The organism is Hyalangium versicolor, from assembly GCF_020103695.1.
In the GTDB taxonomy this organism is placed as follows: domain Bacteria; phylum Myxococcota; class Myxococcia; order Myxococcales; family Myxococcaceae; genus Hyalangium; species Hyalangium versicolor.
This window is the reverse complement of the sequence record NZ_JAHXBF010000028.1, coordinates 54,297-80,723: the sequence shown is the minus strand read 5'-3', so window position 1 is coordinate 80,723 and position 26,427 is coordinate 54,297. Positions and strand designations below refer to the sequence as shown.

Here is a 26,427-nt window from a genome sequence, read left to right as displayed (position 1 = left end):
CCACAGCAACGCTGGCCTGAATCTCGATTCGCACACTCACAACAAAGGAACATGGTTCATGAGACTCCACAACGCGTGGAAGGGTGTCTGGCTTGCCTCAACGTTGTCGCTCTTTGGCTGCGGTGACGATGAGCCGCCCCGCCTCACCAAGGTCACGGTGACCTGCAGCCCTGCCCCTGTCCCGGCTGGCCGCACCGCGAAATGCTCCGCCAGCGCCCAGGACCAGGACGGCAAGCCCTTCCCGGCCTACAACTACCACTGGAGCTCCAGCGACGAGGCGATTGCACTGGTGGACGAAGACGGACAGGTCTCGACCTTCAAGCCAGGCACGGTGAACATCAAGGCGAGTGCCACCGAGGGCGATTCAACCCAGGAGGGCACGTTCTCCCTCACCGCCAGCGCGGCGCAATCCACCGTCCACCAGGGCGTCATCTCCAGCAACCAGACCTGGCGCGCGTCGGAGAACCCCCACCTGGTGAAGGGCACGGTGACCGTGAAGGGCTCCACCAACCCCGTGCTGACCCTGGAGGAGGGGACCTTGGTCCGCTTCGAGCAGGGCGCCCAGTTGATCATTGGTGACGACAATGACGGGGCTGGGACTCTGCACGCGGAAGGCTCCCCTTTTGCTCCCATCCTCCTCACGGCCGACTCCGACAGTCCCCAGCCTGGGTACTGGCAGGGCATCAGCGTGACGGGACAGGCCGCCCAGGGTACCGTCCTCTCCAACGTCACCATTGAATACGCGGGCGGCGTCATCCCCAACGCCGGCGACCTGGAAGATCTCCTCAAGACCCTGGCGGCAGGCTTGCGTGTCACGGGAGGAGACGATGAGACAGGCACCCTGCGCCCGGTCACCGTCCGGGACGTCACCATCCAGAAGAGCCAGAACCATGGTGTCCTCCTGACGGGTGCGGGGCTCAAGAACGACTCCGCACGGCTGACCGTGCTCGACACCGCAGGCGTCGCCGTGAGGGCGACCGCCAACGAGGTCGGCACACTCCCTGACGACAGCTCCCTCCAGGGCAACACCACCAACGCCGTGCAGATCCTCGAGGGCCCTGTCACCACTTCCCAGACGTGGCCGAACCTGGGCGTTCCCTACCAGCTCATCACGACCCTGGATCTGGGCCTGGCCATCGGGCTCACGGTGGCCTCCCCATCCGCTCCCACGCTCACCTTGAGCCCCGGGACGGAGTTCCAGATGCCTGCCGAGGGCTACATCTCCATCGGCGCGCAGGATGAGAATGGGGCGCTCGTGCCCGGAAAGCTCAAGGCCGAGGGCTCGGCGCAGGCCCCCATCCGCTTCGTCCCCGCCTCCGCCTCGCCCACCAAGGGCTTCTGGTCGGGCCTGTTCTTCTATGGCCCCTCGGGCTCGGCGCTGGATTACGTCACCGTCACCCACGCGGGCCTCCCGCTCTACGGCTTCATGGGCGGGGGGAACATCAACGTGTTCTCCAGCATGGGATTCTTCGTGAACCACAGCACGCTCAGCGACTCGTCCGGGTGTGGCGTCGCGATAGATGTCTCCTCGGGACTCGTCGTGGACTTGAGCATGCCGAGCCTCGGCAACGTCTTCACCAACAATGACGGCGAGGCGCAGTGCAAGAAGTGAGCGCCCATGAGACTCCCTGTGCGAGGTGAAGGCCTACGGCTGGGTCTGAGGTAGAGTTCCAGTCCTCTGCTCGGCGGAGCCAGGAGGTGCAACGTGGGAGGGCTGATTGGCGAGGTGCCATGTACCTGCTGGCGGGAAGGGCGTACCAGCCCTCCCCCTCCCCTCATTCGCGAGCGCGTCATCGAAGGAAAGGGTGGTTTTCCCACGCTCGACATTCCGTGGGAGCAGGACTCCCCCGAGTGGAAGGCCTTCAACGACTGGGCGCAGACCGCTACCTGCCTCCATCGCTCGAGGTTCCTGGGTATGTTCGAAGAGGTGGAGCGCTGGCACAATCTCCTCCTCCTCCATCAGAAGATGGAGAGCTCCGGGCCCGATCGCTACCCCACGCTGCGGGCGGTCGTCCCCACGTGGGAGACGATTTCGTCGTGGTTCATGAAAAAGGTGGTGGCATCCGAGGACTCGGCCCGCGCCCTTGCGGAGATCCAGGCCTTCCGCATCGATCATGCTCCCAGACAGTGGGTGCTGACCTCTGGACAGTGGGGGGGTGAGGTGATGACGGTGGGTGCTGAGGGAGGCCTGTGTTACGGCACGACCCCGGAACTCGAGCTGGGCATCTTCCCTCCCGACTTCGTTGCGTTGCGGAGGGGAGATGTGATCTTCCGCTCGAAGCACTTCATGCACCGGCAACTGAGCACTACGAGCGATGAGGTTGAGCTGATCGACATCGAGACCCGCCGGCGCGTAGTGCTCCCCTGGGGCATTCCGTTCCAGGAACTGGGACCTCATGAGATGCACGTCAAACTCGAGTACCTCCCGATGGAGCTCGACTACGTCCTCGGAACTCTCGAGCGGCTCTTCCAGTATTCTGTGGAGACACGGAACCCGGTGCACTGGGGGATCTGAGCACCGGAGTGCAGCCTCTGTTACCTGTCCGCGCCCCGAACCCACTCTCCCCTGGAGCAACGTTGGGTCGGGGGGGTAAGAGACTGCACTCGAGGAGACTCGCATGCCGAAAACGATGACGGTGCCCCAGGTCATGAAGCAGCTCGAGGCACAGGGCGACGAGAAGGTGCGCCAGCGCTACGTGCGCGATGGCTCGGGCGAGAACGTCTTCGGCGTGCTGCTCGGCAAGATCCGCGGCCTCGCAGAGTCGCTCGGGACGAACCACGGGCTCGGCCTGGAACTGTGGGCGACGGGCAACCACGAGGCACGCATCCTCGCGTGCATGCTGCTCGATCCCGCGGCGCTCACCGAGAAGGAGGCGCGCGCTCTCCTCGAGCCGCTCTCGAACCCGACCCTGGTCGACGAGCTCGTCGGACGCGTGCTCGTACATGCGCCCATCGCCGAGGCGCTGCAGGTGCGGTGGATGGACGGCAGCAAGGAGCTTCCCCGCCGCGCCGGGTGGAAGATCCTCGCCGGGCGCATCGCGCGCGGGCTCGCGAAGGAGCTCAACGTCCGCGCAACGCTCGCGCGAATCGAGCGTGAGTTGCCGCCCGCACCCTACCGGGTAAAAGAGGGCATCAACTTCTGCCTCGTCTGGATCGGCATCCACCTACCCGAGTACACCCCGGAGGCCATCGCCATCGGTGAGCGCCTCGGCCGATGGGACCCTCGACCAGTTCCAAAGGGCTGCACGTCGAGCTATGCGCCGGAGTGGATCGCGGCGTCGCTCGCGCTGCGTCGAGGCGAGAAGACCGCGGCACGCAAGGCGATGGAGGCGACCGCAAAGGCGAAGGCCGCTCCGGTCAGGAAGAAGAGCACCGGGAAGAGGCCTTCTGCCTCGAAGCGGGCGCGTTGACATCGCGCGCCTTCCCATTGTGACAGAACAAACACGCATCAGGTGTTTGAGCCTCCTGCCTGCCAATCCGTGACAGGCAAGAGGACTCGTACAGCGTGTGGGCAAGGCTACGGACAAGTCACCTCGACGTTACTGACGAAGCACTGCAAGGTGTAATCGGACTCCTCCGAGGGACAGCTCTCGAAGTGCCACACCTTCTTGTACGCGGTCTGGGTGCCCCACGTGAAGGTCTCTCCCACGCAGCAGTACTCCGCACGGAACCCAGTCTCCGAGGTGAAGGTTGCGTCCGAGTACCAACGAATATTGGTCGGATTCGGAGGGCTCTGGAGGCACTCTCCACCCCCTTCGATGGGGGGCTCCGCAAGCGCTTGCCTCGGCGCCGTCATGATACCCGCCGCGCTTCCAACAGCCATGGCCACTCCCAGGGTGATGATCGTCTTCTTGGACATCGACCTCTCCGTTGAAAAGCTTCCATATGGGTATATGGAAGCTGTGGGGTGAATGGTGGGCGCTTCAAAAGCTACCTGAACAAGGTTTACCGCAGTAACGACAGACAGGGCTATGTCAGATGTTGATGCTCTGGGGAATGGCTGAAGGTAGGAGCGTTGCGTAGAGCGTGCGCTTCCCCAAGGTGTTGGCCGCCTGGATGTGCTTCTCGATGGCCTGTAGCGCGCACTGGAACTTGCCCAGCACCAGGAGCGCCCGGGGGTCGGACAACTGGCCTCCGTACTGGCCAAGCACCGTGAAGTAAACGTTGCCCAGGCCCGCCAGCACCGCCTGCTGGAGGATGGACTGGTTGAGCGGAGGCAGCAGATCCAACAACTGCGTCGCCTCGGCCCCCGAGGCGCTCGAGCCCGGGAAGGGTGCGTAGCCGGCGAGCGGAATGGCCGGCGTGAAGCTCATCGCGGTGCGCTGCGGGAAGTTCACCGCCGCGTGCTCGACGCTCGCGGTAAAGATGACCTGGGTGAGCAGCTTCCTCAGGTAGTCGAGTGTGGCGATGCACGGCGTCTTGTCGGCCCCTCCCTCGCCGATGTCCTGCAGGTGCCCCGCGCTCACCAGTTCCTGCACCCAGGCCTGCAGCTCGTAGTCGCCCACCACGTCCGCGTCCCCGGAGTAGTAGAGCGCGGTGTAATCCGACACCCAGCCGTGGATGGCATTCCAGAGGGCCAGCGCATCATCCCGGTAGGGGTAGTCGGGCAGGTCCTCCGGTGAGGCGATGCCCTGGCGGACGAGCTTCTCGGGGAAGAACGACTCGTTGTAGCGCACCGCCTTCACGGCGGTGGCGGCCACCACGTTGGACGACTCGATGGTGCCCGCAAGGAGCTGGTCCACCGGCCCCCCCGGAGTGATGAGCGAGGTCTGCGCGCTGTAGTTGATGAACAACGTGCCCGCGAAGTGCGGGGTGAGCAGCACGTAGAGCGGATGCTGTGGATCCAACTGCCGCTCCGTGGTGAGCACGAACGGTTCGGTGAGCAGGTGCGTGAGCCCCAGGTGGCTGATGAGCTCGTGGTAGTTCCCATCCGCGATGTTGACGCACGTCTTGGCGAGCGTCCACGCGAGCCCTCCGTCCGGGTAGAAGACGGGGCTGTTCGCGTCCTGCCCGATCTGGATGGACACAGGGCGCAGCGAGCCCCGCCCCCCGCCCAGGCGCGGCACATAGAAGAGAGCCTTGGGGGCGAACACATACTTCTGCTGGGGCGTAGTGCCCGGTACCAACTGCGCGAGCGCCTTGTAGTCCACGAGGTACAAGTGCCCGGCTTCCACGGCCTGCTGGCGCGTCCATCCGGCCTCTCCCGTGACGCGCTGGAACAGCTCATCCGAGGGCAGCAGACCCGAGAGATCCGCGAGCGTCGCCCGCTGGAGGATGCCCGCGTTGGGGCCGGCGACACGCAGCGCGGCGAACGCCTCGTCCGTGAGGTACACGCCCGCGGTCCACGGCAGCACCACCTTACGGAACTGCGCGTCGTAGTCCTGAAGATCCGTGGCACGCCCGTAGAGCCCCGCCTTCGTCAGCACGAAATCGAGCACGGACCTGAGCAACTGGGACAACCAGGACTCGATGCTCTTGGCATCCTTCCCGATGGCCTTGTCGAGCACCGACTCCCCTGCTTGCACGAGCCTGTCGAGCACCTCATGGCCAGCCGACGAGCCCTGGGGCGGGCGGGTGACCTTGCGCGCATGCGCGTTCTGGGCAAGCCCCGCCAGATCCTTGCGCGCATCGCTGAGCAGCGACTGGAAGGCCACGATGTCTCGCTTGTCGAGATCCCGGTTCTTCAGCGCGGCATCGAACACGCTCGCCTCCGGGGGAGCGGCCTCGGTGTAGATGGCGGTCGTGGTCGCGCTCGAGTTCCCCTGGCCGAGCTTGACGGGGATCTGCACATCGAAGCTGAAGAGGTTGGGGAGCAGCACATCCACGAAGTTCTCCCCCAACAGAATGGCCGTCTCAGCGATCTGGAGGGCCCAGTTGAGCGAGATGTCCACGGGGATGGGCGTCGCCGCCATGGGCAGCTTGGCGACGATGGCCGGATAGTCATATACGTACTGGGTCTGCTTCTGGGCCAACGTCTGCGCACGAATCGCGCGGTTTTCCGGCGTGTCGTTCTGAGGCAGGACGGGAGAAGAGAACAGGCTCATGGACAGCTCCCTGGAAGGATGGCGGGTGGCACGCTCCTTCTAGCCATACTTGGGCTCGGTGTGAACACATTCAGGTTCCGCGCGGTTCATCCGCTTATGCGCCGCAGGCTCACGTTGTAGCTGAAAGGGCGAGTGATGACCTTCGCCACCTCCCATCTGGCACGCAGTACGAGCGCACGGAATGCCTCGAGCGTGCGCGGGCGTATGGTGAACTCCTGCGCGAACTTCGTGGGGCCATCGCCGCGCGTCACCGAGCCCACCACGAGGGAGTCCCCCGGCGTGCCAAGGCGAAGGGCCTCGAGATGGGTGACGATCTCCTCGTCCGAGCCGTACTCGAACAGCCCTCCCTCGGACGAGCAGCCCACTACCGCGTCCCCAAGCTCCGAGTCTCGCAGCAGCTTGCGCAACGGCTCCACGTCGCGCCAGTCGTAGTGCACGCGCCGGAAGCTCACGTCCAGTTCGCGCAGCGGGCCGCCCTCGGCACGGAGCGCGGCGATGGCACGGGCTCCGAAGGCGGGCCCGCTCTCGTCGGGGTCCAACACGTGGATGGAGATCCGCCGTCTGGACAAGGTCTGGGGGTAATCCTTGCGCAGCAGCAACAGCGCGTTCCAGCTGTCTGCCGCAGGCCCCCCGGCGATGTTGAAGAGGTGGAGCGGGCGCTGCGGACGAGCGCTCAGCACGGGAGCAAGCCCCTCGGCGAGGAGGCGGGCCATGTCCTCCAAGCGAAGGCGTGCCAACATCGTTGGCGCGGCGGCGGCGATCTGCCGGTCCACGCCTCTGGCCCATCCCCGGCCCAGGTTCTCGGGGCCGAGCTTGCCCAGATACATCGTCATCCCACCCAGCACCCCACCCGCTCCCGCCATCAGCCCACGTCCCAGCACCGACCGGCCTGCCACGAGTCTCAGCAACAGGCGCTGCAGAGGCTTGGGGACCTTGGCTCGGCGCTGCTCGTCCCGCTTGAACTTCTCGAGCATGGCGGCAATCGCCGCGTCATCGAGCTTCGCGTCGAACGCCGGGTGCGTCACGTCGATGACGGGGACCTCGAGGCCGTCGTCCGTGACCGCGTAGTACACACCGGGCCGCTTGTTCTTCTCGGGAATGAGGGTCGTCATCTCGGCTCGCCTGGTAGGTGCGCCCGCCTGCACTGAGACCTCACTGTCCATATAGCAGCCCGGCGCGGCACTCTGGACATCGAACAGGCCCTGCATTTCCGGCAGATTGCTTCTACTTCTGGGTCTTCGAGCGCGCTGACTCGCCGCGCTGCGACGCCTTGCGGCGCCTGGAACCTGTCGTGGGCTTCGCCCGAGGCCGTACTTCCTTGAACGCGTAGAAGCGCCTTCTCACAAAGTACATGGCGTTCATCAGAGCGTCCACGGGCCCCACCCCATAGGAGTAATGAATGCCCTCCGTCACGTGCTCGAAGAGGATCGGGCAGTACCAGTCTCGATTGTCCGCAAGGGGCGCGGGGCGGCCAATCGTGACTCGGGAAGTTCGCCGTGTCCCATCACGGGTCTCGTAGGACCAGTAGTCGTCCGCGATCGGATCATCAATGGCAGCAAGCTTGGGACGCCAGTCCTTCACAATATCTCCTCCCTGTCCCACGCCCCGCGCACAGTCGGCCGAGCCGTCACACTCATATTGGGAGGGCCTTCCGGGTGTAGTATCTTGGGACGGGTGTCGACCACCGAAGGCATCTTGCACCTACCTCGTAGCGCAGTAGGCCGTGTACCCGCACTGATCGAGGCGAGGTCGCCGTCATGACACGAGAGTGCATGCGAGCCAGCCTCCTCATCGGCCTGAGCGTTCTCCTCGTCGAATGTGCGGCGCCAACTCCGAATCCGCATGTCGTCCATCCCAAGCTTGGAGAAACGCTGACGAGCGTTCCGGGCCCCTTGCCAAACTTCGGACCGTTCGCGACCGTCGGAGAAGCCATTCTCGCCGCCTGCCCGATCATCATGAGACAGCCGCACGCACTGATTCCGGTCCCGAGAACCCATCAGAACTTCAGCGTATACTGGAAAACAGCGAGCGAATATTGTGCATGGCTGTATTCCGTCGATGGTGAGCATGTAGATATGAGCCTGATGGCAACGAGCCCCGTTCAGGACGACCCGTCCAAGCGGCGGTGTGACTTGCCGGCCCAAGTCGCCGATGGACGCCATCCAGAAGCCACCATGGTTTACCTCGTGATGCTCCACAATCACGCTGCAGGCGAGAACCTCTCGTTCAATGACCTCTATGCCATTGCCGATATGGCGCATATCCACGGCATCACGACGCGGTTTCGAGGACAACAAACATCGATGAGCATCGTTGCGTTCATTGGTAAAGAACAGGGCGGGCAACCAGAGTGCGCAGGCTTTTATCATTACGTGCCGGCCCAGAGCGACGAAATCCTGAGATACACGGTCGACAATGAACACCTGACGAAAAAAGCCGTCGCTCGTGTCACCTGGTCCGATGAGGGAAATCCAAGCATCCTGCCCATTGAGGAGCGGCAATAATGAAGGCGAAAAGCCTCCTGTTTCTGCCCATCGTCATGGTTCTAGGGTGCATTCACTCTCGGGACTGGTTTCAGCCTGAGGATTCCAGCCTCCAGATGCTCAGCTACGACGCCATCTTCGAGGGTGCACCCATCGATGGAGCAATGCTCAGGGCGCTCAAAGTCGCCGCTGACGATTTCTTCTCCGCCAGGGAAACTCCACGCGCCTGTATCGATACGCCGGAGGCGCACAGGTATTACGCTGTCCGGCGCGGTGAAACCATCTACGTAGCTATCGTGCAGGATCCCGCTTATTGCGGTCGCGCGTACCACTCGGTCGACTCAGGAGTCAGGTATGCGATCAGTGGCGACGGTCGCATCCTCCGCCGACTGCTCGACGGGGAGCCGGACCTGAATGCACCGCCAGACGGCGGAACCACGCCAATCATCCTCGATGGAGGGGGCGCAGCAATCGACGTGACCGTCCCTCCGGATGCGCGGGTCGGTTTCCCTGTATCTGCCGATGCCGGCATCCCTTCGCCCGATGCAGGTACGCCGCAACCATGAAAGAGCACGCCAATGATCGGCCTGCCTGCGGCTCGTCCAACGAGGTCACGCCTCGAACCGACACGACTCAAGGCATTGCAATAACCCGGGCGATCTCGTCCTCTGCGATCGACATCCCGCACTTTCGGCGGCGCGTCTCCGGATGCGGCTGTGAGTTGGCGTCCCGCCGCTTCCCAAACTGGCAGCGAGCATAAGTGGCAGCAGTGGCTTGACATAGTGTACTATCAACACCATGATGGCGAGAATGGGAACTCCGCTCCCCACCTGCCTGCTCCGCCGCGAGTACGAGCCCGCTGCCCTGCTCAAGGCGCATCCACCCGTCCTGCGTCATCCGCACAAGCAACTGCTGTTCGAGTTGACCTGCCCACCCGGTGCCGTCCACTCGGGACGCATTGTCCTCACCCGGTGGCGCGCCGCGCCCTTGCCCACGACCGTCGCGCTCGCCCCAACGAAGAGCCTCGCGGTGCCCGGGACCTACGACTACAACGGGGACGACGCCGGGGTGTGGCACGTGAACTTCGCCGACCCTCAGCTCTTCGTCGCCTACGGCTCGGCGCTGCTCGCCCAGGATGAACTGCAGGCCGCTGAGCACCCCGTACTCGGGGCACTGCGGGAGGCACTGCTTGCGGAAGGACTCCCGGCAAAGACAGAGGTCAATGGTGAGGCATCTCCGGTCCTGGTCCTGGGGGCCGAGCGACGCTGCTCCATCGCGACGGCTCCGGACAGTGCCGCGGGCCGCCCACTCGGCCTCTACGGCAACCGGTTCGCCGAGGCCTCGCCCAAGGTGGTTCGTGCCGCAGTGCAGGTGCTGCAGCCTCCCACCCGAAGCAACCTCATCGCCATCGCAGCCCCCGCTGGCGGACGTGGACCGTATTTCCGCCGACAGCTCGAGCAGATCCTCACCACCGCGTACACGGGCTTCGCTGCCGCCGTTGCAGAATCCCAGCAGCGGTGGCCCGGTCAAGCTGTCGAAATCCGTACCGGGTTCTGGGGTTGCGGTGCGTTTGGCGGCAACCGCCACGCGATGACGCTGCTCCAACTGCTCGCGGCGCGGCTCGCCGGCGTCGACCACCTTCGGTTCTACACCTTCGACGACGCAGGCCAAGCCGCCTTTCGCACTGGTTCCAAAGACCTCGATGCGGTCATCGCAGCGGGCGCTCCTGGCGAAGCGCTCGCTGAACTCATTGAGCGCATCGCGGACCTTGACTACGAATGGGGCGTGAGCGACGGGAATTGATGGCGCCAGAGGACCAACAGCGATGGGAGCGCATGCTGGCCCTGGAGGCCCGCGGTCGACGGCATGAGGCACTCCAGGCGGCTGAAGAGCTCGCGGCCTCCCTTCGCCAATACCCGGAGGACTGGAGGGACCAGTGGGTCGCGTCGGTCTGCGAAGAGGTCATCGACAGGAATCCCGTGCCACCCGAGTTCGGCATTCCGCAGATGCGCTACCCGCTGCTGCGCGACCTCATCTGTCCCGTCTTGCTGCGGAGGTACTCCCGGCGCGATGCGAATGCCGCCCGGTGGTTTGCATGGCTGATGAATCGCTACAGCGGCGCGACCAGGCTCTGGGCGAGCCTGCCTCCGGAGGCACAGAGCCCTTTGGCCATGTTGAGGAAGGCGGATGAGTGGAACCCTGGTGACGTCCGGGTCATGGCTCCCCTCGTGGAGCACCTCGCGGGGTGGTTCCACCATGCGATGCACGAGCTGCCCATGGGCGTCTTGTACGGGATGAACGGAGCGAGCATCGAGCAGTGCGGGGAGATGCTCGAAGAGCTGGAGCGGATGGAGGAGTGGATTCGACGCCTGGGGTGGGAAGACAGGTATGCACGGGCGCTCGAATATTGGAGACACCAGGTGCGGTGCTATTCCGCCTACCTCTCGCAGGCAGAGATCCGATCCTACGAGGCCTACCTCCAGCTGCACTTCCCGGACTGGCGCCTCTGAGGCCCCGCCTTTCGCTCGAGGGCTCTGCGAAGCCCTCTTCTGCGATATCCTCGCAAGTCTTCACTACCAGGAGGACACATGCGGAGAAGTCTTGGAGCGCTGCTGATCGCTGGACTGCTGGCAGCGTGCGGCGGTGTCGACACGGGTGCGGAGACTCAGCCTGCGCAGGAGGACGGTGCAGCGGGTGACGTGACGGCGATGGCCTGTTCCGACTGCCCGTGGCTTTACGTGCGGTGTATGTCGCGCGCCACCACTCCCGAGGCTCAGGCGACTTGCGAAGAAGCCCGTCTTCTCTGCGAGGAAACGTTCTGCACCTATGGTGCTGCCGCCGAGTAAAGCGGAAGGCGAAGGAGCCCCCGCAGGTGGCGGTAGTCCGTGATCGGGCCCGGCGAGCAGGCGGCAAACCGCCCGCTCAGCCGTGGTACACGCGCGAGGCGACGATCTTCCCGCCCTTCACCTCCAGCACCTCCGCCACTGGCATGGGCGCCTCATTGGGCGCGTGCCGCACGTACTCCATGAAGACCCGGTCCTCATTGGCCGTGAGCGCCGTCTCCTCGTAGCGCAGGCCGGGCAGCCGGGCGATCGCCTCCCTCCACCACTTCGCCAACGCCTGCTTGCCCACCAGCTTGCCGCCCGTCTCCGGGTGCAACACCCGGATCTTCGGCGAGGTGTGGGTGCAGTCCTCCGCGTAGAGCGCCACTAGCACCTCCACATCATGCGCGTTGAAAGCACGCAGCCAGGCCCGTGCCACCGAGAAGTTTTCGCTCGCACTCATGGTTCAATCCCTCGAAATCAGAAGACAGGGCCCCGCGCTGCAACCGCCGGGCCTCCTCTATATAAAGGTACAGGCCTGATCGGTAGGCGGAGGTGGGGGTACGTGTGCCCCCATCGAGATGCGGATTTGGCTGGAAAGTTCAACCTGTGGGAAGTAGAGGCCCCGCCTGCCCTGTTCCCCCAGGCGTTTTTCAAGAACAGAAGGACCGGATCGTGGCCTCCAACGTACCCATCGAAAAGATTCGCAACATCGGCATCTCCGCCCACATCGACTCGGGCAAGACGACGCTCTCCGAGCGCATCCTCTATTACACGGGCCGCATCCACGAGATCCATGAGGTCCGTGGCAAGGACGGCGTCGGCGCGAAGATGGACTCGATGGATCTCGAGCGCGAGAAGGGCATCACCATCCAGTCCGCCGCCACGTACGCCATGTGGGGCGACTACAACATCAACCTGATCGACACCCCGGGACACGTGGACTTCACCATCGAGGTGGAGCGTGCGCTCCGCGTGCTCGACGGCGCCATCCTCGTGCTGTGCTCCGTGTCCGGCGTGCAGTCCCAGTCCATCACCGTGGACCGGCAGATGAAGCGCTACAAGGTTCCGCGCATCGCGTTCGTTAACAAGATGGACCGCGCTGGCGCCAACTATGATCGCGTGGCCGCGCAGCTGAAGGAGAAGCTGCACCACCACCCGGTGAAGCTCCAGTTCCCGATCGGCGCCGAGGACCGCTTCCAGGGCCTGATCGATCTCGTCAGCATGAAGGCCTTCTACTTCGATGGTGAGAACGGCGAGATCATCCGCGAGGAGGCCATCCCCGCGGACATGCTGGACGAGGCCAAGACGCGCCGCCAGGAGCTGATCGAGGGCGTGGCCGAGGTGGATGATCAGCTCGGCGAGCTGTTCCTCGCCGACGCCGCCATCACCGAGGAGCAGATCCGCGCCGCCGTCCGCCGGGCGACCATCGCCCTGAAGATGACGCCGGTCATGTGCGGTTCGGCCTACAAGAACAAGGGCGTGCAGCTGCTGCTGGACGCGGTGACCGGCTACCTTCCCAACCCGAAGGAAGCCACCAACATCGCCCTGGACCAGAAGAACAACGAGGCCCAGGTCGTCCTCGAGTCCGATCCGACCAAGCCCTTCGTGGGCCTGGCGTTCAAGCTGGAGGATGGGCGCTACGGTCAGCTGACGTACATGCGCGTCTACCAGGGCCGCGTGGCCAAGGGCGACTTCATCATCAACCAGTCGAACCAGAAGAAGGTCAAGGTTCCTCGTATCGTGCGCATGCACTCCAACGAGATGAACGACATCAACGAGGGACAGGCCGGTGACATCATCGCCCTGTTCGGCGTGGAGTGTGCCTCCGGCGACACGTTCACCGACGGCGAAGTGCAGTACACGATGACGTCCATGCACGTGCCGGACGCCGTCATCTCGCTCGCGGTGTCTCCGAAGGAGCGCACCAGCACGGCCAACTTCTCCAAGGCCCTCAACCGGTTCACCAAGGAGGACCCCACCTTCCGCGTGCACCGCGACGAGGAGAGCGCCCAGACGATCATCAGCGGCATGGGCGAGCTGCACCTGGAGATCTACATCGAGCGCATGAAGCGCGAGTACAACTGCGAGGTGATCGCCGGCAAGCCGCAGGTGGCCTACCGCGAGACGATCAGCCAGAAGGGCGAGTTCGCCTACACGCACAAGAAGCAGACCGGTGGTTCCGGTCAGTTCGCCCGCGTGTGCGGCTACGTCGAGCCCCTGCCGGCCGACGCCGTGCAGCAGTACGAGTTCGTGGATGACATCGTCGGCGGCTCCATCCCCCGCGAGTTCATCCCCGCGTGCGACAAGGGCTTCCAGGAGGCCATCAAGAAGGGCAACCTCATCGGCTTCCCCGTGGTGGGCGTGCGCGTGGTCATCAACGACGGCGCGTTCCACGCGGTGGACTCGAGCGAGCAGGCCTTCAAGACCGCCGCCATCATGGGCTTCCGTGAGGGTTACGCGGCCGCCAAGCCGATCATCCTCGAGCCCGTCATGAAGGTGGAAGTGCAGGCCCCGGAGGACTTCCAGGGCTCGGTGGTGGGTCAGCTGAACCAGCGCCGCGGCACCATCCTCAGCACCGAGAACCGCGAGGGCTACCTGGTGGCCGTGGCCGAGGTGCCGCTGAACACCATGTTCGGTTACTCCACGGACCTGCGCTCGGCGACCCAGGGCAAGGGTGAGTTCACCATGGAGTTCGCGAAGTACTCGCCCGTACCGAAGGCCGAGGGCGAGGCGCTGATGGCGGCCTACCGCGAGAAGCTGGCCGCCGAGCAGGCCGCGCGCAAGTAGTCCGCGCTGGCTGACACGAATCATCCAAGCAGTCGCGGGAGGGCGCCTCGCGGGTGGAGGCGCCCTCTCCCTTTTTCCGGCTCCGCCTGTGCGGGTGCCCGCCACCCGCGACAGGAAAACATGACGTTCGAAGAATTGAAGTTGGCGGAGCCCCTGCTCCGCGCAGTGAAGGAAGAGGGCTACAACACCCCCACCCCCATCCAGCAGCAGGCGATTCCTCCCGCGCTGGAGGGCCGTGACGTGCTGGGCTGCGCCCAGACGGGCACGGGCAAGACGGCGGCGTTCGCGCTCCCCATCCTTCACCGGCTCTCCACGGGCCGTGCAGCGCCTGCGGCGAACGGCCGCCCCATCCGCGCGCTGATCCTCACCCCCACTCGCGAGCTGGCCAGCCAGATCGTCGAGAGCTTCCAGGCCTACGGGCGCCACACGAAGCTGACGTGGGCGGTGGTGTTCGGCGGTGTCGGGCAGAACGCGCAGGAGCAGACGCTGCGCCGCGGCGTGGACGTGCTGGTGGCCACCCCCGGGCGCTTGCTGGATCTGATGAGCCAGGGGTTCGTCTCGTACAAGGCGCTCGAAGTGTTCGTGCTGGACGAGGCGGACCGCATGCTGGACATGGGGTTCATCCATGACGTGAAGCGCGTCATCGCCCAGCTGCCGCAGAAGCGGCAGACGCTGTTCTTCTCCGCGACGATGCCTCCGGAGATCCAGGCGCTCTCGAAGAGCCTGCTGAAGGATCCGGCCAAGGTGGAGGTGGTGCCGCAGTCCACCACGGCGGAGAAGGTGGAGCAGAAGCTGTACTTCGTGGAGCGCGAGCAGAAGCGCCACCTGCTGGTGCACCTGCTGGGCGACACGAGCATCCGCCGCGCGCTGGTGTTCACTCGCACGAAGCACGGCGCCAACCGCGTGACGAAGCAGCTCATGGCTGCGCGCATCACCGCCGAGGCCATCCACGGCAACAAGAGCCAGAATGCCCGCGAGCGGGCGCTGGACGCGTTCAAGGACGGAAGCTGCCGGGTGCTGGTGGCCACGGACATCGCGGCGCGGGGCATCGACATCGAGGGCATCACCCACGTCATCAACTTCGATCTGCCCAACATCCCCGAGTCCTACGTGCACCGCATCGGCCGCACGGGCCGCGCGGGCGCGGCGGGCACGGCGCTCTCCTTCTGCGACATGGAGGAGCGCGCGTACCTGAAGGACATCGAGCGCACCATCCGGCGGAATGTGCCGGTGGTGGGCGACCACCCGTTCCGCTCGGGCTCCTCGGCTCCGGCACCCACCTCGCTAGACTCAGCCCAGGCCGGACAGGCTCAGGGCGGTGGTCAGCGCCACGGGGGCGGCCAGCGGCACCCCGGAGGCCAGCGCGGCGGTGAGTCCCGTGGGGGCGGCGCCCAGGCGCACGGCCCTCGTCGAGAGGGACGCGGCCGGAGGCGAGGCCAAGGGCGTCCGGGGGGCCAGGGCGGCTCCCGGCAGTCCCAGGGCGGCGGCCAGCACCGGAGCTCCGAGGGACGGCCTTCCTCGGGCCAGGCACAGGCGCAGGGCGCTCCGGCTTCCCGGCCGGCGCCGCCTCCGGTTCGCAACGCTCCGAAGTGGCTCTGAAGTGGCTCTAAGCGGGGGCTCTACCACCTCAGAGTGATGAGGCCCGCGGAGCCCGGCAGCGGCAAAGGATCGAAGGGCTGGAGCCGGGGTGCGCCCCCCAGCCCGGCCGAGTTGGCGTAGTCAGGCGAGCTGGTCCCTCCCGGTTGCCAGGAGGATCCCGCTTGCGTGGCCAGCAGCGTCGCACTGGAGTGCGCCCACGAAGAGCCGCCTCCGCCGCCTCCGCCGCCTCCGCCGCTGTACGTCCACTTCTGGGCTCCGCTTCCCCCGCCAAACCAGCCCGAGCCCCCTCCCCCGCTCGTGCCATTGCCCATGCCATAGCCTTCCAGGTGCCCGATGGCGGCCTGGGTGATGAGCGTGCACCTGCGTGCCGCGCCTCCCTGGTTGGCGGCACCTGCCAGCCCATTGCTGGCACAGGCGGTCTTGAAGGGGCTCTGATCGTTGCTGATGCCCGCGGAGCCGCCAGCCGTCTGGGTGGCTCCGCCTCCCGCTCCCGAGCCCGTCTTGACGTGGTTGTTGGCGCGCCCGTTCTGGCCGTTGCCACCCACGGCACCGCCCGCGCCGCCGGCTCCTGCCAGAGGATCGCTCGTCTTCGAGCACCCGCCACATCCGTCAACGCCTCCGCCACCGCCCCCCGCGGCGATGAGCATGACCTGCCCGTTGCGCAGGACATACGAGGCCCCCCCTCCCCCTCCCATCGATTCGCCTCCGTTGGCGACGCGGACTTCGAGGGTGTCTCCAGCGGTGACAGGGAACGACGCCTGAAGCCAGGCACCACCACCACCCGCCCCTGGAGCGCCGCCGCCACCCCCAGCGCCCCACAGTTGAAACTCAGCGCGAGTCTGTCCCTCGGGCACGACCAGGGTGTCCACCTGCCCCCCGGTATTCCATGCGGCGATAGGGGGCGTGGACACGAGCGCATGAGTCCCCGAGGTCGCTTGCTCCCCCCAGCCTGCCGGGCTCGGGAGCACCGAACTCTCGGGGCCACACCCGACGGCCAGCGTCCATGCAGCGGCCAGCACCATGAGGGAACGAGCCGAGAGGGAGCCTTCGGTGGCTGCCGCTCTCACGGCGGGTGTGCGGCAAAGGTGGGATGAACGGGCCAAGGACCACTCTCGTCGGGAATGCATGAACCCTCCACGGCTCATCTCTTGGAGCCTCGAGGGTGTGACAGCGCCCGCCGCCAGCCGTCGCAAAAAAGTGCGAGGCGGGTTGAGACGGGGCAGGCAGGCGGTGAAAGGGCTCCGCTCGGGGCGCCTCCCAGCGGTCTCGCTCTGAGGTAAAGAGGGGCCCGTGACCCTTCTCCGCGCCGCCAACGTCCAGCTCACCTTCGGAAGCCGCACCGTCTTCGAGGGACTCACCCTCACCATCGAGGAGGGAGAGCGCGTCGGCCTTGTGGGCGTGAATGGTTCAGGCAAGTCCTCGCTGATGAAGATCCTCGCGGGGGTGTCTCGCCCGGATGCGGGAGAGCTGCAGCTGCGCCGAGGCGCTCGCGTCACCTACCTGCCCCAGGAGCCCGAGTTCCCCGAGGGCTCCACGGTCGCCTCGGAGCTGTCCGTGGCGCAGGGGCCACTGAAGGAGGCCCTGACGGCCCACGCGGAGCTGAGCCGCAAGCTGGAGACCACTCCCGCCGAGGCGCACGAGAAGCTGCTGGAGCAGTTGTCCGCGCTGTCGGACCGCATCGAGCAGTTGGGCGGCTGGGGCACGGAACACCACGCGAAGACGCTGCTGGATCGGCTGGGCGTGAAGGACTGGGAGCGGCCGGTGGCGCAGCTCTCGGGAGGCCTGCGCAAGCGCGTGGCGATCGCCCGGGCGCTGCTCACGCAGCCGGAGCTGCTGATGTTGGACGAGCCCACCAACCACCTGGACGCGGACACGGTGGACTGGCTGGAAGAGGAGCTGGACAAGCTCCCCGGCTCGCTGTTGCTGGTGACGCACGATCGCTACTTCCTGGACGGGCTGGTGGATCGGATTGTCGAGATCCAGCCTGGCGAGGGCGTCGTCTCGTACCCCGGTAACTACGAAGCGTACGTGGAGCAGAAGCTGGTCGCTCAGGAGAACGCGGCCCTCGCCCAGCACAAGCGCGAGCGGTGGATCGCCCAGGAAGTGGCATGGCTGCGGCGAGGCCCCGAGGCCCGGCGCACGAAGAGCAAGGCGCGCATCGATCGCGCGCGCAAGCTGATGGCGGAGAGAGGATTCGAGCGTCCGAAGGTGGCGGCGCTCCAGGTGCTGGCGGCGCCTCGGCTGGGACACACCGTCATCGAGGCGGAGGGCGTGAACAAGTCCTTCGGCGAGCGGCGCGTGCTGAAGAACGTGGACTTCCGGCTCCAGCGCGGCGAGCGCGTGGGCATCGTGGGTCCCAACGGCGCGGGCAAGACGACCTTCCTGCGCGTGCTGCTGGGCGAACTGCCTCCGGATGACGGGAAGCTCGTCATCGGCAAGAACACGAAGGTCGCGTACTACGACCAGACCCGGGCCTCGCTGGATCCAGAGCAGACAGTGTACGAGGCGGCCTCGCCCGGTGAGGACTGGGTGGAGATCGGCGACAAGAAGATCGCCCTGCGCGACTACCTGGACGATCTGCTGTTCCCCGTCCCCATGCAGAAGCAGAAGGTGGGGGCGCTGTCCGGAGGCGAGCGCAACCGGCTGCTGCTGGCGCGGCTGTTCCTGGAAGGCGCCAACGTGCTGGTGCTGGACGAGCCCACGAACGACCTGGACATCGTCACGCTGAACGTCCTGGAAGGGCTGCTGTTGAGCTTCACCGGGAGCGTGCTGCTGGTGACGCACGACCGGTACTTCCTGGACAAGGTGGCCACGTCCATCGTGGCCTTCGAGGGTGAAGGGCGCGTCGTCCGGTACGAGGGCAACTACGCCATGTACCGGCGGCTGAAGGACCAGGCCGAGGCAACCCGGGCCGCCGAGGCCGCACCAACCGCGCCGAAGAAGGAGTCCCCTGCCCCAGCGCCCTCCGAGCCCGCAAAGCCGGCGCGCAAGCCTGGGAAGCTCTCGTACAAGGAGCAACGCGAGTTGGACGGGATGGAGGCGGCGATCGAGGCCGCCGAGACTCGCAAGGCGGAGCTGGAGGCGAAGCTGGCGGACCCGGCCGTCTACAGCAGCGCCTCGAAGGTGCCGGAGATCCAGCGCGAGTTGGAGGCGGCCTCCTCCGAAGTGGATCGGCTGTACACGCGCTGGCAGGAGCTGCAGAACCTCGTCAGCGGCTCCTGACGTCCAAGCGGGGGCACCTCCCTACCCGCGAAGAGCACCCTCAAGGGTTGCGGTAGCAATCGGTGTCGGCGTTCCAGTCGACAGGCGCGCCCATGTCCACCACCTCGAAGTCCGTGACGGCCAGCGAGGCCAGTGCCAGATCATTGGTGATGCCCACCTCGCTCCACTTGTGTGTGGTGAAGCGATCGCTGGCCAGCGTGAGGGGAATGTTGCCCCCATCCGAGAGGAACATCCCGTAGCGCTGCAAGGCCTTCGCGAGGGTGCGCGCCCCCGCCGAGGCCAGGCCATTGACGTTGAAGCTGGACTTGAGCCGGAAGCGAACACCGTAGGGCGGCATGTCAGGCCCACCGCTCGTGGGAAACGTGGAGTGCGTCCCAGGCGCAACGTAGATGCCGTCGCGGATGCGCGCGTTGGGAAGGATGAAGCGCAGCGCGTGCTTCACCTCTCCCGAGTACACCTCGTCCGCATTGGCGATCATGCCTGCGATGGGGAAGCCAGCTCCATCCGCCGAGGAGCAGCCCTTCCCACGGAGCGTACTGCCATACGCCTTGGTCAGATCCCACACCGCCACGCAGCCGCCTTGGAACTGTGCCGTGCTGGAACCCGTGATGTCGGCCCTCCACATCTCGTAGAGCTTCTTGCCGGGCTCGTCGACCACCAGCAGGTGACAGTCACCGTCGCCGGTGCAGGCGTACCCGCTCTCCCCTTCGAGCGCCCCCCCGGCAGGAACCGGGAAGGGCACTTGGTCGCAGTCGGGAGTGTAGAAGTCGTCGGTAGGCGTGAATGCGCGAAACGGCGTGCCCGCCGGAGCCTTCAACACCACCAGGCTGCGATCCGTTCGGAAGTTCCCCGAACCCCATCCACCGGCAGCACTCAACGCCTGGATGATGGTGTCCGACTGGGAGTGTTTGGTCAGCCCGGATACGTCGGTGGTCCAGGGGTGGCACTGCTCGAACAACTGACCCGCCGCGCACGCGCCTCCTGTGCTCGGTCCGGTCCCCGCATCCGGTTCCGGCGAAGAACCTCCGTCTGGGCCGCCATCCTGTGTCCCTCCCCCCGAACTCCCGCAGCCCGCCATCACCATCAACGTCAACAGTGCCAGCGCTCGCATGAGTCACCTCTCGGGGGGAGAGCCTATACCTCCTGCTAGCCAAGCCGCACTCGGAGGACGACCTTTCCGGTGGCACGCCGCTGCTCCAGGTCTCTCAGCGCCTGTGCGCCCTGCTCCAGAGGGTACACAGGGCCGACCAGTGGCTCGACGATGCCCTGCTCCGCGAGCGCAGCGAGATCCTTCGCGATGGCCGGCGTGAGCGCGGGATCATTCATCAGGAACGCCCCCCACGCCACTCCCACCACGTCGATGTTCCGCAGCAGCAGCCGGTTCGCCGCCACCTCCGGAATGCGTCCGCTGGTGAAGCCCACCACCAGCAACCGGCCCTCGGGCGCCAGGCACTTGAGGCTCTTGTCGAAGATGTCTCCGCCCACCGGGTCCATCACCACGTCCGCGCCGCGCCCGTCCGTCTTCTCGCGCACCTGCTGCACCCAGTCTCCCGTGGAGAGGACCACCTCCTGTGCTCCGGCCCGCCGCGCCACCTCGGCCTTGCGCTCGTCACTGACCACCGCCAGCACTCGCGCCCCAGCCCCTCGCGCTACCTGGATCGTCGCCGTTCCCACGCCTCCCGCGGCGCCGTGCACCACCACCGTCTCTCCCTTCTTCAGCCGCCCACGCCGGTGCAGCGCGAAGTGAGCCGTGTGGTAGTTCATCACCATGCCCGCAGCCGCCTCCATGCTCCACCGGTCCGGGATGCGGAACGCCATCTCCGGCGGGGCCTTCACGACCTCGGCGAAGCCTCCGAACATGATGAAGGCCATCACCCGATCCCCCGCCTTCACCTCCGCACCCGCCGGAGCCCGGCGCACCACGCCCGCCACCTCGACTCCCGGAACGAACGGCACCGGTGGCTTCATCTGGTACAGCCCTCGCGTCAGCAGCAGGTCGGGAAAGCTCACTCCCGCTGCCGCCACGTCGATGAGCACCTGATCGTCCGCCTCGGGCTCCGGAAGGTCCACCAATTGGAGCCCATCGGGGCCCTCCAGCCGCTGAAGCTGCAGTGCGCGCATGTCGCCTCCTCCTCTCCGGAGGAACACCCGCCGGAGTGTCCGGCGTTCTGGTTCGCGCCGGACGCCTCGTCAAGCATCGTCCGCTCAAGTTCTCCACCGCAGGCACGAAGGAGGCTCCCTCCGGGCGAGGTCCGAGCCAACTGGCATGCCTGTCATACCAGTTCGCTTCATGGCCGCCGCCCGAGGGGATGCGCCATGAAGGTCGCCCCTCCTTGAGCGACGCCCCTCATCCCCACACGCAGGCCAGCAGGCCGCTGTTCAACCGAGCCGCTACTCCGCCATCAACGTCACCATGGGATCGACCCGCGCCGCCCTGAACGCGGGCAGCACCGTGGACACGAGCGCCGCGACAATCATCACCGCTGGCGCCCCCATGAAGGCGGCGGGATCCCACGCGCTCACGGCGTACAACTGGCGATCCAACAACTGCGCGAGCACGAAGGCCGCCGCCAGCCCCAGCGACACCCCGGCACTCACCGCGAACAGTCCCCGCCGCAGCACGAGCCACACCAACGCCCCCCGGCTCGCCCCCAGCGCCAGGCGCACCCCGAGTTCCCGGGTCCGCTGGCTCACGCGATAGGACAGCGCGCCGTAAAGCCCCACCACCGCCAACACCAGCGCCATGCCCGCCATCAACCCCAGCAGCAGCGTGTTGAAGCGCCGCTGCTCCAGCGAGTGCGCGATCACCTGATCCATGCGTCCGAGATCCGCCACCGGCTGCATCTCGTCCACCGTCCAGATCTCCTTCCGCACCGCTTCCGAGAAATGATGGGTTTGCCCCGATGTCCGCACGACCAGGTTCTGCGGCAGCGTCCTCACGAACCGCGACAGCAGCCCCATGGGCATCTGCCCCAGGGGAACGTAGACAATGGGCGGTGCCGCCTGATCCAGGCTCAGCTCGCGCACGTCCCGCACCACCCCGATGATCTCCCGAGGCGTCGGGTCGGCGATCTCCGGAATCGCGCTCCCCATGAGGAGCTGCTTCCCCAGGGGCTCCTCTCCCGGCCAGTACCGGCGCGCCGCCGCCTCGTTGATGACCGCCACCGGAGGGCCTCCACTGCGATCCAGATCGTCCAGCAGCCGCCCGCGGACCAGCTCGATCTTCAACGCCTCGAAGTAGCCGCGCGTCACCGGACGGTAGAGCGCATTCCCCATCTCCTCGACGCTGCCAGGCCCCTCCTTGCGCTCCGGAACGATGAACTCCAGCCGCAGCCCGGGCTCCAGCGGGAGCGTCAGCGTGAAGCCCACCGACTCCACCCCCGGCAACCCCTTCAGCCGCGCCTGCACCTGCTGCGTGAAGGACTCGAGTGCCTCGGGGCTGCCATAGTGGGACTCCGGCAGCGACAGCTTCACCGTGCGCACATCCTGCGAGTCGAAGCCCGGCGCCACACTCCTCAGCAGCACGAAGCTCTTGCCCAACAGCGCGGCCGCCACCAGCAGAATGACGGCGAGCGCCACCTGCCCCACCACCAACACCCACTGGGCACGCCCCCGCGGTGTCGTTGGCGTCACCCGCATCGCGTTCACGCGGAGCAAGCCCCGCGAATCCATCCGCGAGGCACTCCACGCGGGCAACAGCCCGAAGAACACCCCCGCCGCCAGCGAGACGCCCAGGGTGTAGAGGAGCACCACTCCATCAATGCGGAGCTCGTCCGGCCGAGGCAAATCCTCCGGAGCCAGCGCGAGCAGCGTGGGCAGCGTCCACGCGGCCAGCCCCAGCCCCAGCGCTCCTCCGGCGCAGGACAGGAGCACACTCTCGGTGAGCATCTGGCGCGCGATGCGGCGCGGAGTCGCCCCCAGCGCCGAGCATACCGAGAGATCCTGCTCCCGACGGGTGGCTCGAGCGAGCTGCAGGTTGGCCATGTTCACGCACGCAATCAGCAACACCAGCCCCACCGCGCCCAGCAGCACCAGCAGCGCCCGCTTGACGCCACGCACCCGCACGGACTGGAGCCGGTCCGCCTCCAGCCACTGCCCCGAGCGCAGCGCTTCCGGCCGGCGGGCGCGGAGCTGCTCGCCCTGCGCCCTCACCAGGCCGTCCACCCGCTCCGGCTCCACCTCCGGCTTCAACCGGCCCACCACCACCAGGTAGTGCGCATCCTCCGTGGTCGCCAGATTGATCCGCAGCGGCGTCCATAGCTGCGCCTGGCGAGGGGAGTGCAAGTCCGGCGGCGCAATCCCCACGACGGTGTAGCCCTCGCCGTTCAGGGTGATGGAGCGCCCCAGCACGGTGGCCTGCGCCCCGAAGCGCTGCTGCCACAACTCGTACCCCAGAATCACCACCCGCGGCCCGCCCTCGGCGCCCTCCTCCGGCAGAAAGGCACGGCCCAACACGGGCGAGATGCCGAGCACCTCGAAGAACGAGGGCGTCACCCGAGCGCCGACGATGCTCTCCGGAGGGCCCTCCCCGCTCAGGTTGAAGCCAGCGTCGACCACGGGCCAGGCCGCCAGCCCAGAGAAGGGCTGCCCCTGCCTCAGCAGGTACGCGTACTGGGGCACGGAGAGCGGCGCGTCATCCCGGCCCACGTCGTGCCGCATCACCCGGAACAAGCGCTCCGGCTCCAGGAACGGCAGCGGCCGCAACAGCACCCCGTTGACGACGCTGAAGATGGCCGTGTTCGCCCCGATGGCCAGGGTCAGTGAGAGGACGGCGAGCGCGGTGAATCCCGGGCTCCTGCGAAGAAGGCGGGCGGCGAATCGCAGATCGTCCCGCAGCTCTGCCATGAACACCACTCCAGGTACCCCTCCCGACAGGGGTCTGGCGAGAAAATCTCATGGCAACAGGCCGAAAAATACTGCTCCCCCGGGAGAAGGACGGAGAGTCCTGCTCTCCGCGACTACTCGTACCGGAGCGCCACCATGGGGTCCACGCGCGAGGCCCTGCGCGCCGGCAGCCAGGTGGACACCAGCGCCACGCCCACCAGCACCAGCGGAGCCGAGACGAACGCCACCGGGTCCAGCGTGCTCACGTAGGCCAGCAATCGCTCGAGCAGCCGCGTGAGCGCGAAGGCCCCCACGAGGCCCAGGACCACCCCCACCCCCACCGTGGACAACCCCTGGCCGAGGACGAGCCTCACCACCTCGCCCCGGGTGGCCCCCAACGCCAGGCGCACCCCGAGCTCCCGCGTCCGCTGAGTCACCAGGTAGGACAGCACGCCGTAGATGCCCACCGCCGCCAGCACCAGCGCCAGGCCCGCCATCAACCCCAGCAGCAACGTGTTGAAGCGCTGCGAACCCATCGAGCGGGTGACGATCCTCGCCATGGGCTCCACGTTCGTCACCGGCTGCATCGAGTCCACCGCCCAGATCTCCCGCTGCACGGCGGCGGCCAGCGGCGCGGTGTCTCCCGGAGCGCGCACCACCAGGCTCTGTGGCAGCAGGCGCACCAGCATCGTCGAGAGCCCCTCGGGCATCTGCCCGGGCGGCAGGTAGGTGATGGAGGGGGCCTCTCGCTCCAGGCCCCGCTCACGCACGTCCCGGACCACGCCGACGATCTCCCGAGCCTGCTTGTCCGCGATCTGCGGGACCGTGTGGCCGATGATGATGCGCTGACCGATGGGATCCTGCCCCGGCCAGTACTTGCGGGCCGCGGCCTCGTTGATGACCACCACGGGCGCACTGCCGTGCCGATCCGTGTCGTTCAGCAGCCTCCCGCGCACCAGCTCGATCTTCAGCGCCTGGAAGTATCCGGGCGTCACCGGCCGGTAGTACGCATCCCCCTCCCCCTCCTTGCTCCCCGGCCCCTGGTAGCGGCCCTCGATGGCGAACATCATGTCCGCGCCATCCTCGAACGGGAGCGTGGCCGCATAGCCCGCCGCCTGGACTCCGGGCAGGGCCTGCACCCGCTCCAGCACGCGCTGGAAGAAGGACTGCAGCGCCTCCGGGTTGCCATAGCGCCCATCGGGCACCGAGAGCTTCATCGTCAGCACCTGCTCCGTGTCGATTCCGGGAGACGTGGCATTCAGGGCCACGAAGCTCTTCACCAGCAGCGAGGCGCCGACGAGGAGGATGACAGCGAGCGCCACCTCACTCACCACCAGCAGTTTGCGCGTGCGGTGTCCGCCAGGCCCGGAGGTGGCTCGCGACGCGCTCACCTTGAGAGAGCCCTGCAGGTCCGGCCGGGCGGCCTGGAGCGCGGGAAGCAGGCCGAAGAGCAGGCCCGTGAGGAGGGAAACCCCGAGCGTGAAGGCCAGCACGGCCCCATCGATGCCCACCGCCTCCGGAAGGGGCAGCCCCTCGGGTGCAAGGGCCAACAGCGCGGGAATGCTCCAGGTCGCCAGGAGCAGCCCCAAAGCTCCACCCAGGGTGGACAGCAGCACGCTCTCGGTGAGCAGTTGGCGCATGATTCGGGCAGGGCTGGCCCCCAGGGCCGTGCGCACGGCCAGCTCCCGCTCCCGGCTGGCGGCTCGGGCGAGCTGCAGGTTGGCCAGGTTCACGCAGGCGATGAGGAGCACCAGGAGCACCGCGCCCAGCAGCACCAGCAACGCCGGCCGCACGTGCCGGGAGTGGAGGGACTGCAGCTGCTCGGCGTCGAGCTTGACCTCCGAAGACAGCGCGCCGGCCCGGTTCGCGCGGAGTTGGTCGCCTTGCACGGAGAGCATCGCGCTCACCTGCTCCGGCTCCACCCCCGGCTTCAACCGGCCCACCACGGCCAGGTAGTGCGCATCCTCCGTGCTCGATCTATCGAGTTGCAGCGGAGTCCAGAGCTGCGCAGCGTCCGGATAGCTGAAGCCGGGCGGCGCGACGCCGACGATGGTGAAGGTGTCGCCATTGAGCGTCACCGAGCGGCCGACGATGTCCGGGCTGCCGCCGAACCGGTTCTGCCACAGGCCGTGCCCCAGCACCGCCACATGGGCTCCGCCCACCACATCCTCCTCGGCCAGGAAGCCGCGACCCACGGCGGGCCGCACCCCGATGACGTCGAAGAAGGACTGCGTCACCCGTGCGCCCATCACGCGCTCGGGGATGCCGTCTCCCGCCAGGTTGAACCCGCTGTTCATCGACGGGAACGCCGCCAGACCCGTGAAGGGCTGGCCCTGCCCCGTCAAGAACACGTATTGGGGCACGGACATCGACGTGCCCACACCATCGGTCGCGCGGCGAACCACCTGGAACAGCCGGTCGGGTTCCCCCAAGGGCAGGGGCCGCAGCAGCACGCCGTTGACGACACTGAAAATGGCCGTGTTCGCCCCGATGGCCAGGGCCAGCGTGAGGATGGCGACGGCGGTGAACCCCGGATTCTTGCGGAGGATTCGAACGGCGAAACGGATGTCTTCGAGCAGCGCGGCCATGGGCACCCCTGTCCGGTCAGCAGCCCTACGGGGAGGTGGGACTTCGATTTCACCG

General features: G+C 66.8%; 20 protein-coding genes. 10 read left to right on the top strand and 10 right to left on the bottom strand.

Annotated features, from left to right (window positions below; all coding sequences use genetic code 11):
- Nucleotides 1-58: 58 nt before the first annotated feature.
- From KY501_RS42405 to KY501_RS42395, 3 genes are all read left to right on the top strand, one after another.
- Entirely contained in the window at nucleotides 59-1,612 is a 1,554-nt protein-coding gene (locus tag KY501_RS42405) for an Ig-like domain-containing protein (protein WP_224369840.1), read from the top strand.
- Between the two features lie 93 nt (nucleotides 1,613-1,705).
- Entirely contained in the window at nucleotides 1,706-2,515 is an 810-nt protein-coding gene (locus KY501_RS42400) for a hypothetical protein (RefSeq protein ID WP_224369838.1), read from the top strand.
- A 103-nt stretch (nucleotides 2,516-2,618) separates the two neighbouring features.
- Nucleotides 2,619-3,410, top strand: a complete 792-nt coding sequence (locus KY501_RS42395; RefSeq protein WP_224369836.1) for a DNA alkylation repair protein — start codon at nucleotides 2,619-2,621, stop codon at nucleotides 3,408-3,410.
- A gap of 107 nt (nucleotides 3,411-3,517) precedes the next feature.
- Here the strand turns inward: KY501_RS42395 and KY501_RS42390 are convergent, their stop codons facing one another.
- The 4 genes from KY501_RS42390 to KY501_RS42375 form a co-directional block, all read right to left on the bottom strand.
- Nucleotides 3,518-3,859 (bottom strand): hypothetical protein, encoded by a 342-nt coding sequence (locus KY501_RS42390; RefSeq protein ID WP_224369834.1) that lies wholly within the window; start codon nucleotides 3,857-3,859, stop codon nucleotides 3,518-3,520.
- Between the two features lie 115 nt (nucleotides 3,860-3,974).
- Entirely contained in the window at nucleotides 3,975-6,044 is a 2,070-nt protein-coding gene (locus KY501_RS42385; protein WP_224369832.1) for a lipoxygenase family protein, read from the bottom strand.
- An 86-nt stretch (nucleotides 6,045-6,130) separates the two neighbouring features.
- Nucleotides 6,131-7,156, bottom strand: coding sequence for a hypothetical protein (locus KY501_RS42380; protein ID WP_224369830.1), 1,026 nt, complete (start codon nucleotides 7,154-7,156; stop codon nucleotides 6,131-6,133).
- 112 nt (nucleotides 7,157-7,268) lie between these two features.
- Complete coding sequence (locus KY501_RS42375; protein ID WP_224369828.1) at nucleotides 7,269-7,625, bottom strand: hypothetical protein; 357 nt, start codon at nucleotides 7,623-7,625, stop codon at nucleotides 7,269-7,271.
- Between the two features lie 191 nt (nucleotides 7,626-7,816).
- On the opposite strand from KY501_RS42375, the gene KY501_RS42370 reads away from it, so the two are divergent.
- The 4 genes from KY501_RS42370 to KY501_RS42355 all read left to right on the top strand — a co-directional run bounded on the left by KY501_RS42370 (nucleotide 7,817) and on the right by KY501_RS42355 (nucleotide 11,037).
- Nucleotides 7,817-8,548, top strand: a complete 732-nt coding sequence (locus KY501_RS42370; RefSeq protein WP_224369826.1) for a hypothetical protein — start codon at nucleotides 7,817-7,819, stop codon at nucleotides 8,546-8,548.
- Nucleotides 8,548-9,093, top strand: coding sequence for a hypothetical protein (locus tag KY501_RS42365; protein WP_224369824.1), 546 nt, complete (start codon nucleotides 8,548-8,550; stop codon nucleotides 9,091-9,093). Before KY501_RS42370 ends, KY501_RS42365 begins: the two co-directional genes overlap by 1 nt.
- A 244-nt stretch (nucleotides 9,094-9,337) precedes the next feature.
- Entirely contained in the window at nucleotides 9,338-10,330 is a 993-nt protein-coding gene (locus KY501_RS42360; RefSeq protein WP_224369822.1) for a poly(ADP-ribose) glycohydrolase, read from the top strand.
- 32 nt (nucleotides 10,331-10,362) lie between these two features.
- Nucleotides 10,363-11,037, top strand: a complete 675-nt coding sequence (locus KY501_RS42355) for a hypothetical protein (RefSeq protein ID WP_224369820.1) — start codon at nucleotides 10,363-10,365, stop codon at nucleotides 11,035-11,037.
- A 412-nt stretch (nucleotides 11,038-11,449) separates the two neighbouring features.
- Here KY501_RS42355 and KY501_RS42350 read toward each other — a convergent pair whose 3' ends face one another.
- Nucleotides 11,450-11,812, bottom strand: coding sequence for a nuclear transport factor 2 family protein (locus KY501_RS42350; protein ID WP_224369818.1), 363 nt, complete (start codon nucleotides 11,810-11,812; stop codon nucleotides 11,450-11,452).
- A gap of 212 nt (nucleotides 11,813-12,024) precedes the next feature.
- On the opposite strand from KY501_RS42350, the gene fusA reads away from it, so the two are divergent.
- Entirely contained in the window at nucleotides 12,025-14,139 is a 2,115-nt protein-coding gene (gene fusA / locus KY501_RS42345; protein ID WP_224369816.1) for an elongation factor G, read from the top strand.
- A gap of 120 nt (nucleotides 14,140-14,259) precedes the next feature.
- Nucleotides 14,260-15,738, top strand: a complete 1,479-nt coding sequence (locus KY501_RS42340) for a DEAD/DEAH box helicase (RefSeq protein ID WP_224369814.1) — start codon at nucleotides 14,260-14,262, stop codon at nucleotides 15,736-15,738.
- Between the two features lie 20 nt (nucleotides 15,739-15,758).
- Here the strand turns inward: KY501_RS42340 and KY501_RS42335 are convergent, their stop codons facing one another.
- On the bottom strand, nucleotides 15,759-16,649 hold the full coding sequence (locus tag KY501_RS42335; protein ID WP_224369813.1) for a hypothetical protein: 891 nt from the start codon (nucleotides 16,647-16,649) through the stop codon (nucleotides 15,759-15,761).
- A gap of 379 nt (nucleotides 16,650-17,028) precedes the next feature.
- On the opposite strand from KY501_RS42335, the gene KY501_RS42330 reads away from it, so the two are divergent.
- A complete protein-coding gene (locus KY501_RS42330) occupies nucleotides 17,029-18,960 on the top strand; it encodes an ABC-F family ATP-binding cassette domain-containing protein (protein WP_224369811.1) in 1,932 nt (643 codons plus the stop codon).
- 40 nt (nucleotides 18,961-19,000) lie between these two features.
- Here KY501_RS42330 and KY501_RS42325 read toward each other — a convergent pair whose 3' ends face one another.
- The 4 genes from KY501_RS42325 to KY501_RS42310 form a co-directional block, all read right to left on the bottom strand.
- Nucleotides 19,001-20,071: a hypothetical protein gene (locus tag KY501_RS42325; protein WP_224369809.1), complete on the bottom strand. Its 1,071-nt coding sequence runs from the start codon at nucleotides 20,069-20,071 to the stop codon at nucleotides 19,001-19,003.
- A gap of 35 nt (nucleotides 20,072-20,106) precedes the next feature.
- A complete protein-coding gene (locus KY501_RS42320; protein ID WP_224369807.1) occupies nucleotides 20,107-21,081 on the bottom strand; it encodes an NADPH:quinone oxidoreductase family protein in 975 nt (324 codons plus the stop codon).
- A gap of 270 nt (nucleotides 21,082-21,351) precedes the next feature.
- The gene (locus tag KY501_RS42315) at nucleotides 21,352-23,805 is read right to left on the bottom strand and encodes an ABC transporter permease (protein WP_224369805.1); all 2,454 of its coding nucleotides are present in this window, start codon (nucleotides 23,803-23,805) and stop codon (nucleotides 21,352-21,354) included.
- Nucleotides 23,806-23,918: 113 nt separating this feature from the next.
- Nucleotides 23,919-26,372, bottom strand: coding sequence for an ABC transporter permease (locus KY501_RS42310; protein ID WP_224369803.1), 2,454 nt, complete (start codon nucleotides 26,370-26,372; stop codon nucleotides 23,919-23,921).
- Nucleotides 26,373-26,427: the final 55 nt, after the last annotated feature.

Bases quoted from the DNA above. Each gene is read 5' to 3' on its own strand.
- KY501_RS42315 (WP_224369805.1), bottom strand. From the start codon at position 23,805: ATGGCAGAGCTGCGGGACGATCTGCGATTCGCCGCCCGCCTTCTTCGC.
- KY501_RS42405 (WP_224369840.1), top strand. From the start codon at position 59: ATGAGACTCCACAACGCGTGGAAGGGTGTCTGGCTTGCCTCAACGTTG.
- KY501_RS42325 (WP_224369809.1), bottom strand. From the start codon at position 20,071: ATGCGAGCGCTGGCACTGTTGACGTTGATGGTGATGGCGGGCTGCGGG.
- KY501_RS42395 (WP_224369836.1), top strand. From the start codon at position 2,619: ATGCCGAAAACGATGACGGTGCCCCAGGTCATGAAGCAGCTCGAGGCA.
- KY501_RS42390 (WP_224369834.1), bottom strand. From the start codon at position 3,859: ATGTCCAAGAAGACGATCATCACCCTGGGAGTGGCCATGGCTGTTGGA.
- KY501_RS42380 (WP_224369830.1), bottom strand. From the start codon at position 7,156: ATGACGACCCTCATTCCCGAGAAGAACAAGCGGCCCGGTGTGTACTAC.
- KY501_RS42385 (WP_224369832.1), bottom strand. From the start codon at position 6,044: ATGAGCCTGTTCTCTTCTCCCGTCCTGCCTCAGAACGACACGCCGGAA.
- KY501_RS42355 (WP_224369820.1), top strand. From the start codon at position 10,363: ATGCTGGCCCTGGAGGCCCGCGGTCGACGGCATGAGGCACTCCAGGCG.
- KY501_RS42340 (WP_224369814.1), top strand. From the start codon at position 14,260: ATGACGTTCGAAGAATTGAAGTTGGCGGAGCCCCTGCTCCGCGCAGTG.
- KY501_RS42310 (WP_224369803.1), bottom strand. From the start codon at position 26,372: ATGGCCGCGCTGCTCGAAGACATCCGTTTCGCCGTTCGAATCCTCCGC.
- KY501_RS42350 (WP_224369818.1), bottom strand. From the start codon at position 11,812: ATGAGTGCGAGCGAAAACTTCTCGGTGGCACGGGCCTGGCTGCGTGCT.
- KY501_RS42360 (WP_224369822.1), top strand. From the start codon at position 9,338: ATGGGAACTCCGCTCCCCACCTGCCTGCTCCGCCGCGAGTACGAGCCC.
- KY501_RS42370 (WP_224369826.1), top strand. From the start codon at position 7,817: ATGCGAGCCAGCCTCCTCATCGGCCTGAGCGTTCTCCTCGTCGAATGT.
- KY501_RS42365 (WP_224369824.1), top strand. From the start codon at position 8,548: ATGAAGGCGAAAAGCCTCCTGTTTCTGCCCATCGTCATGGTTCTAGGG.
- KY501_RS42320 (WP_224369807.1), bottom strand. From the start codon at position 21,081: ATGCGCGCACTGCAGCTTCAGCGGCTGGAGGGCCCCGATGGGCTCCAA.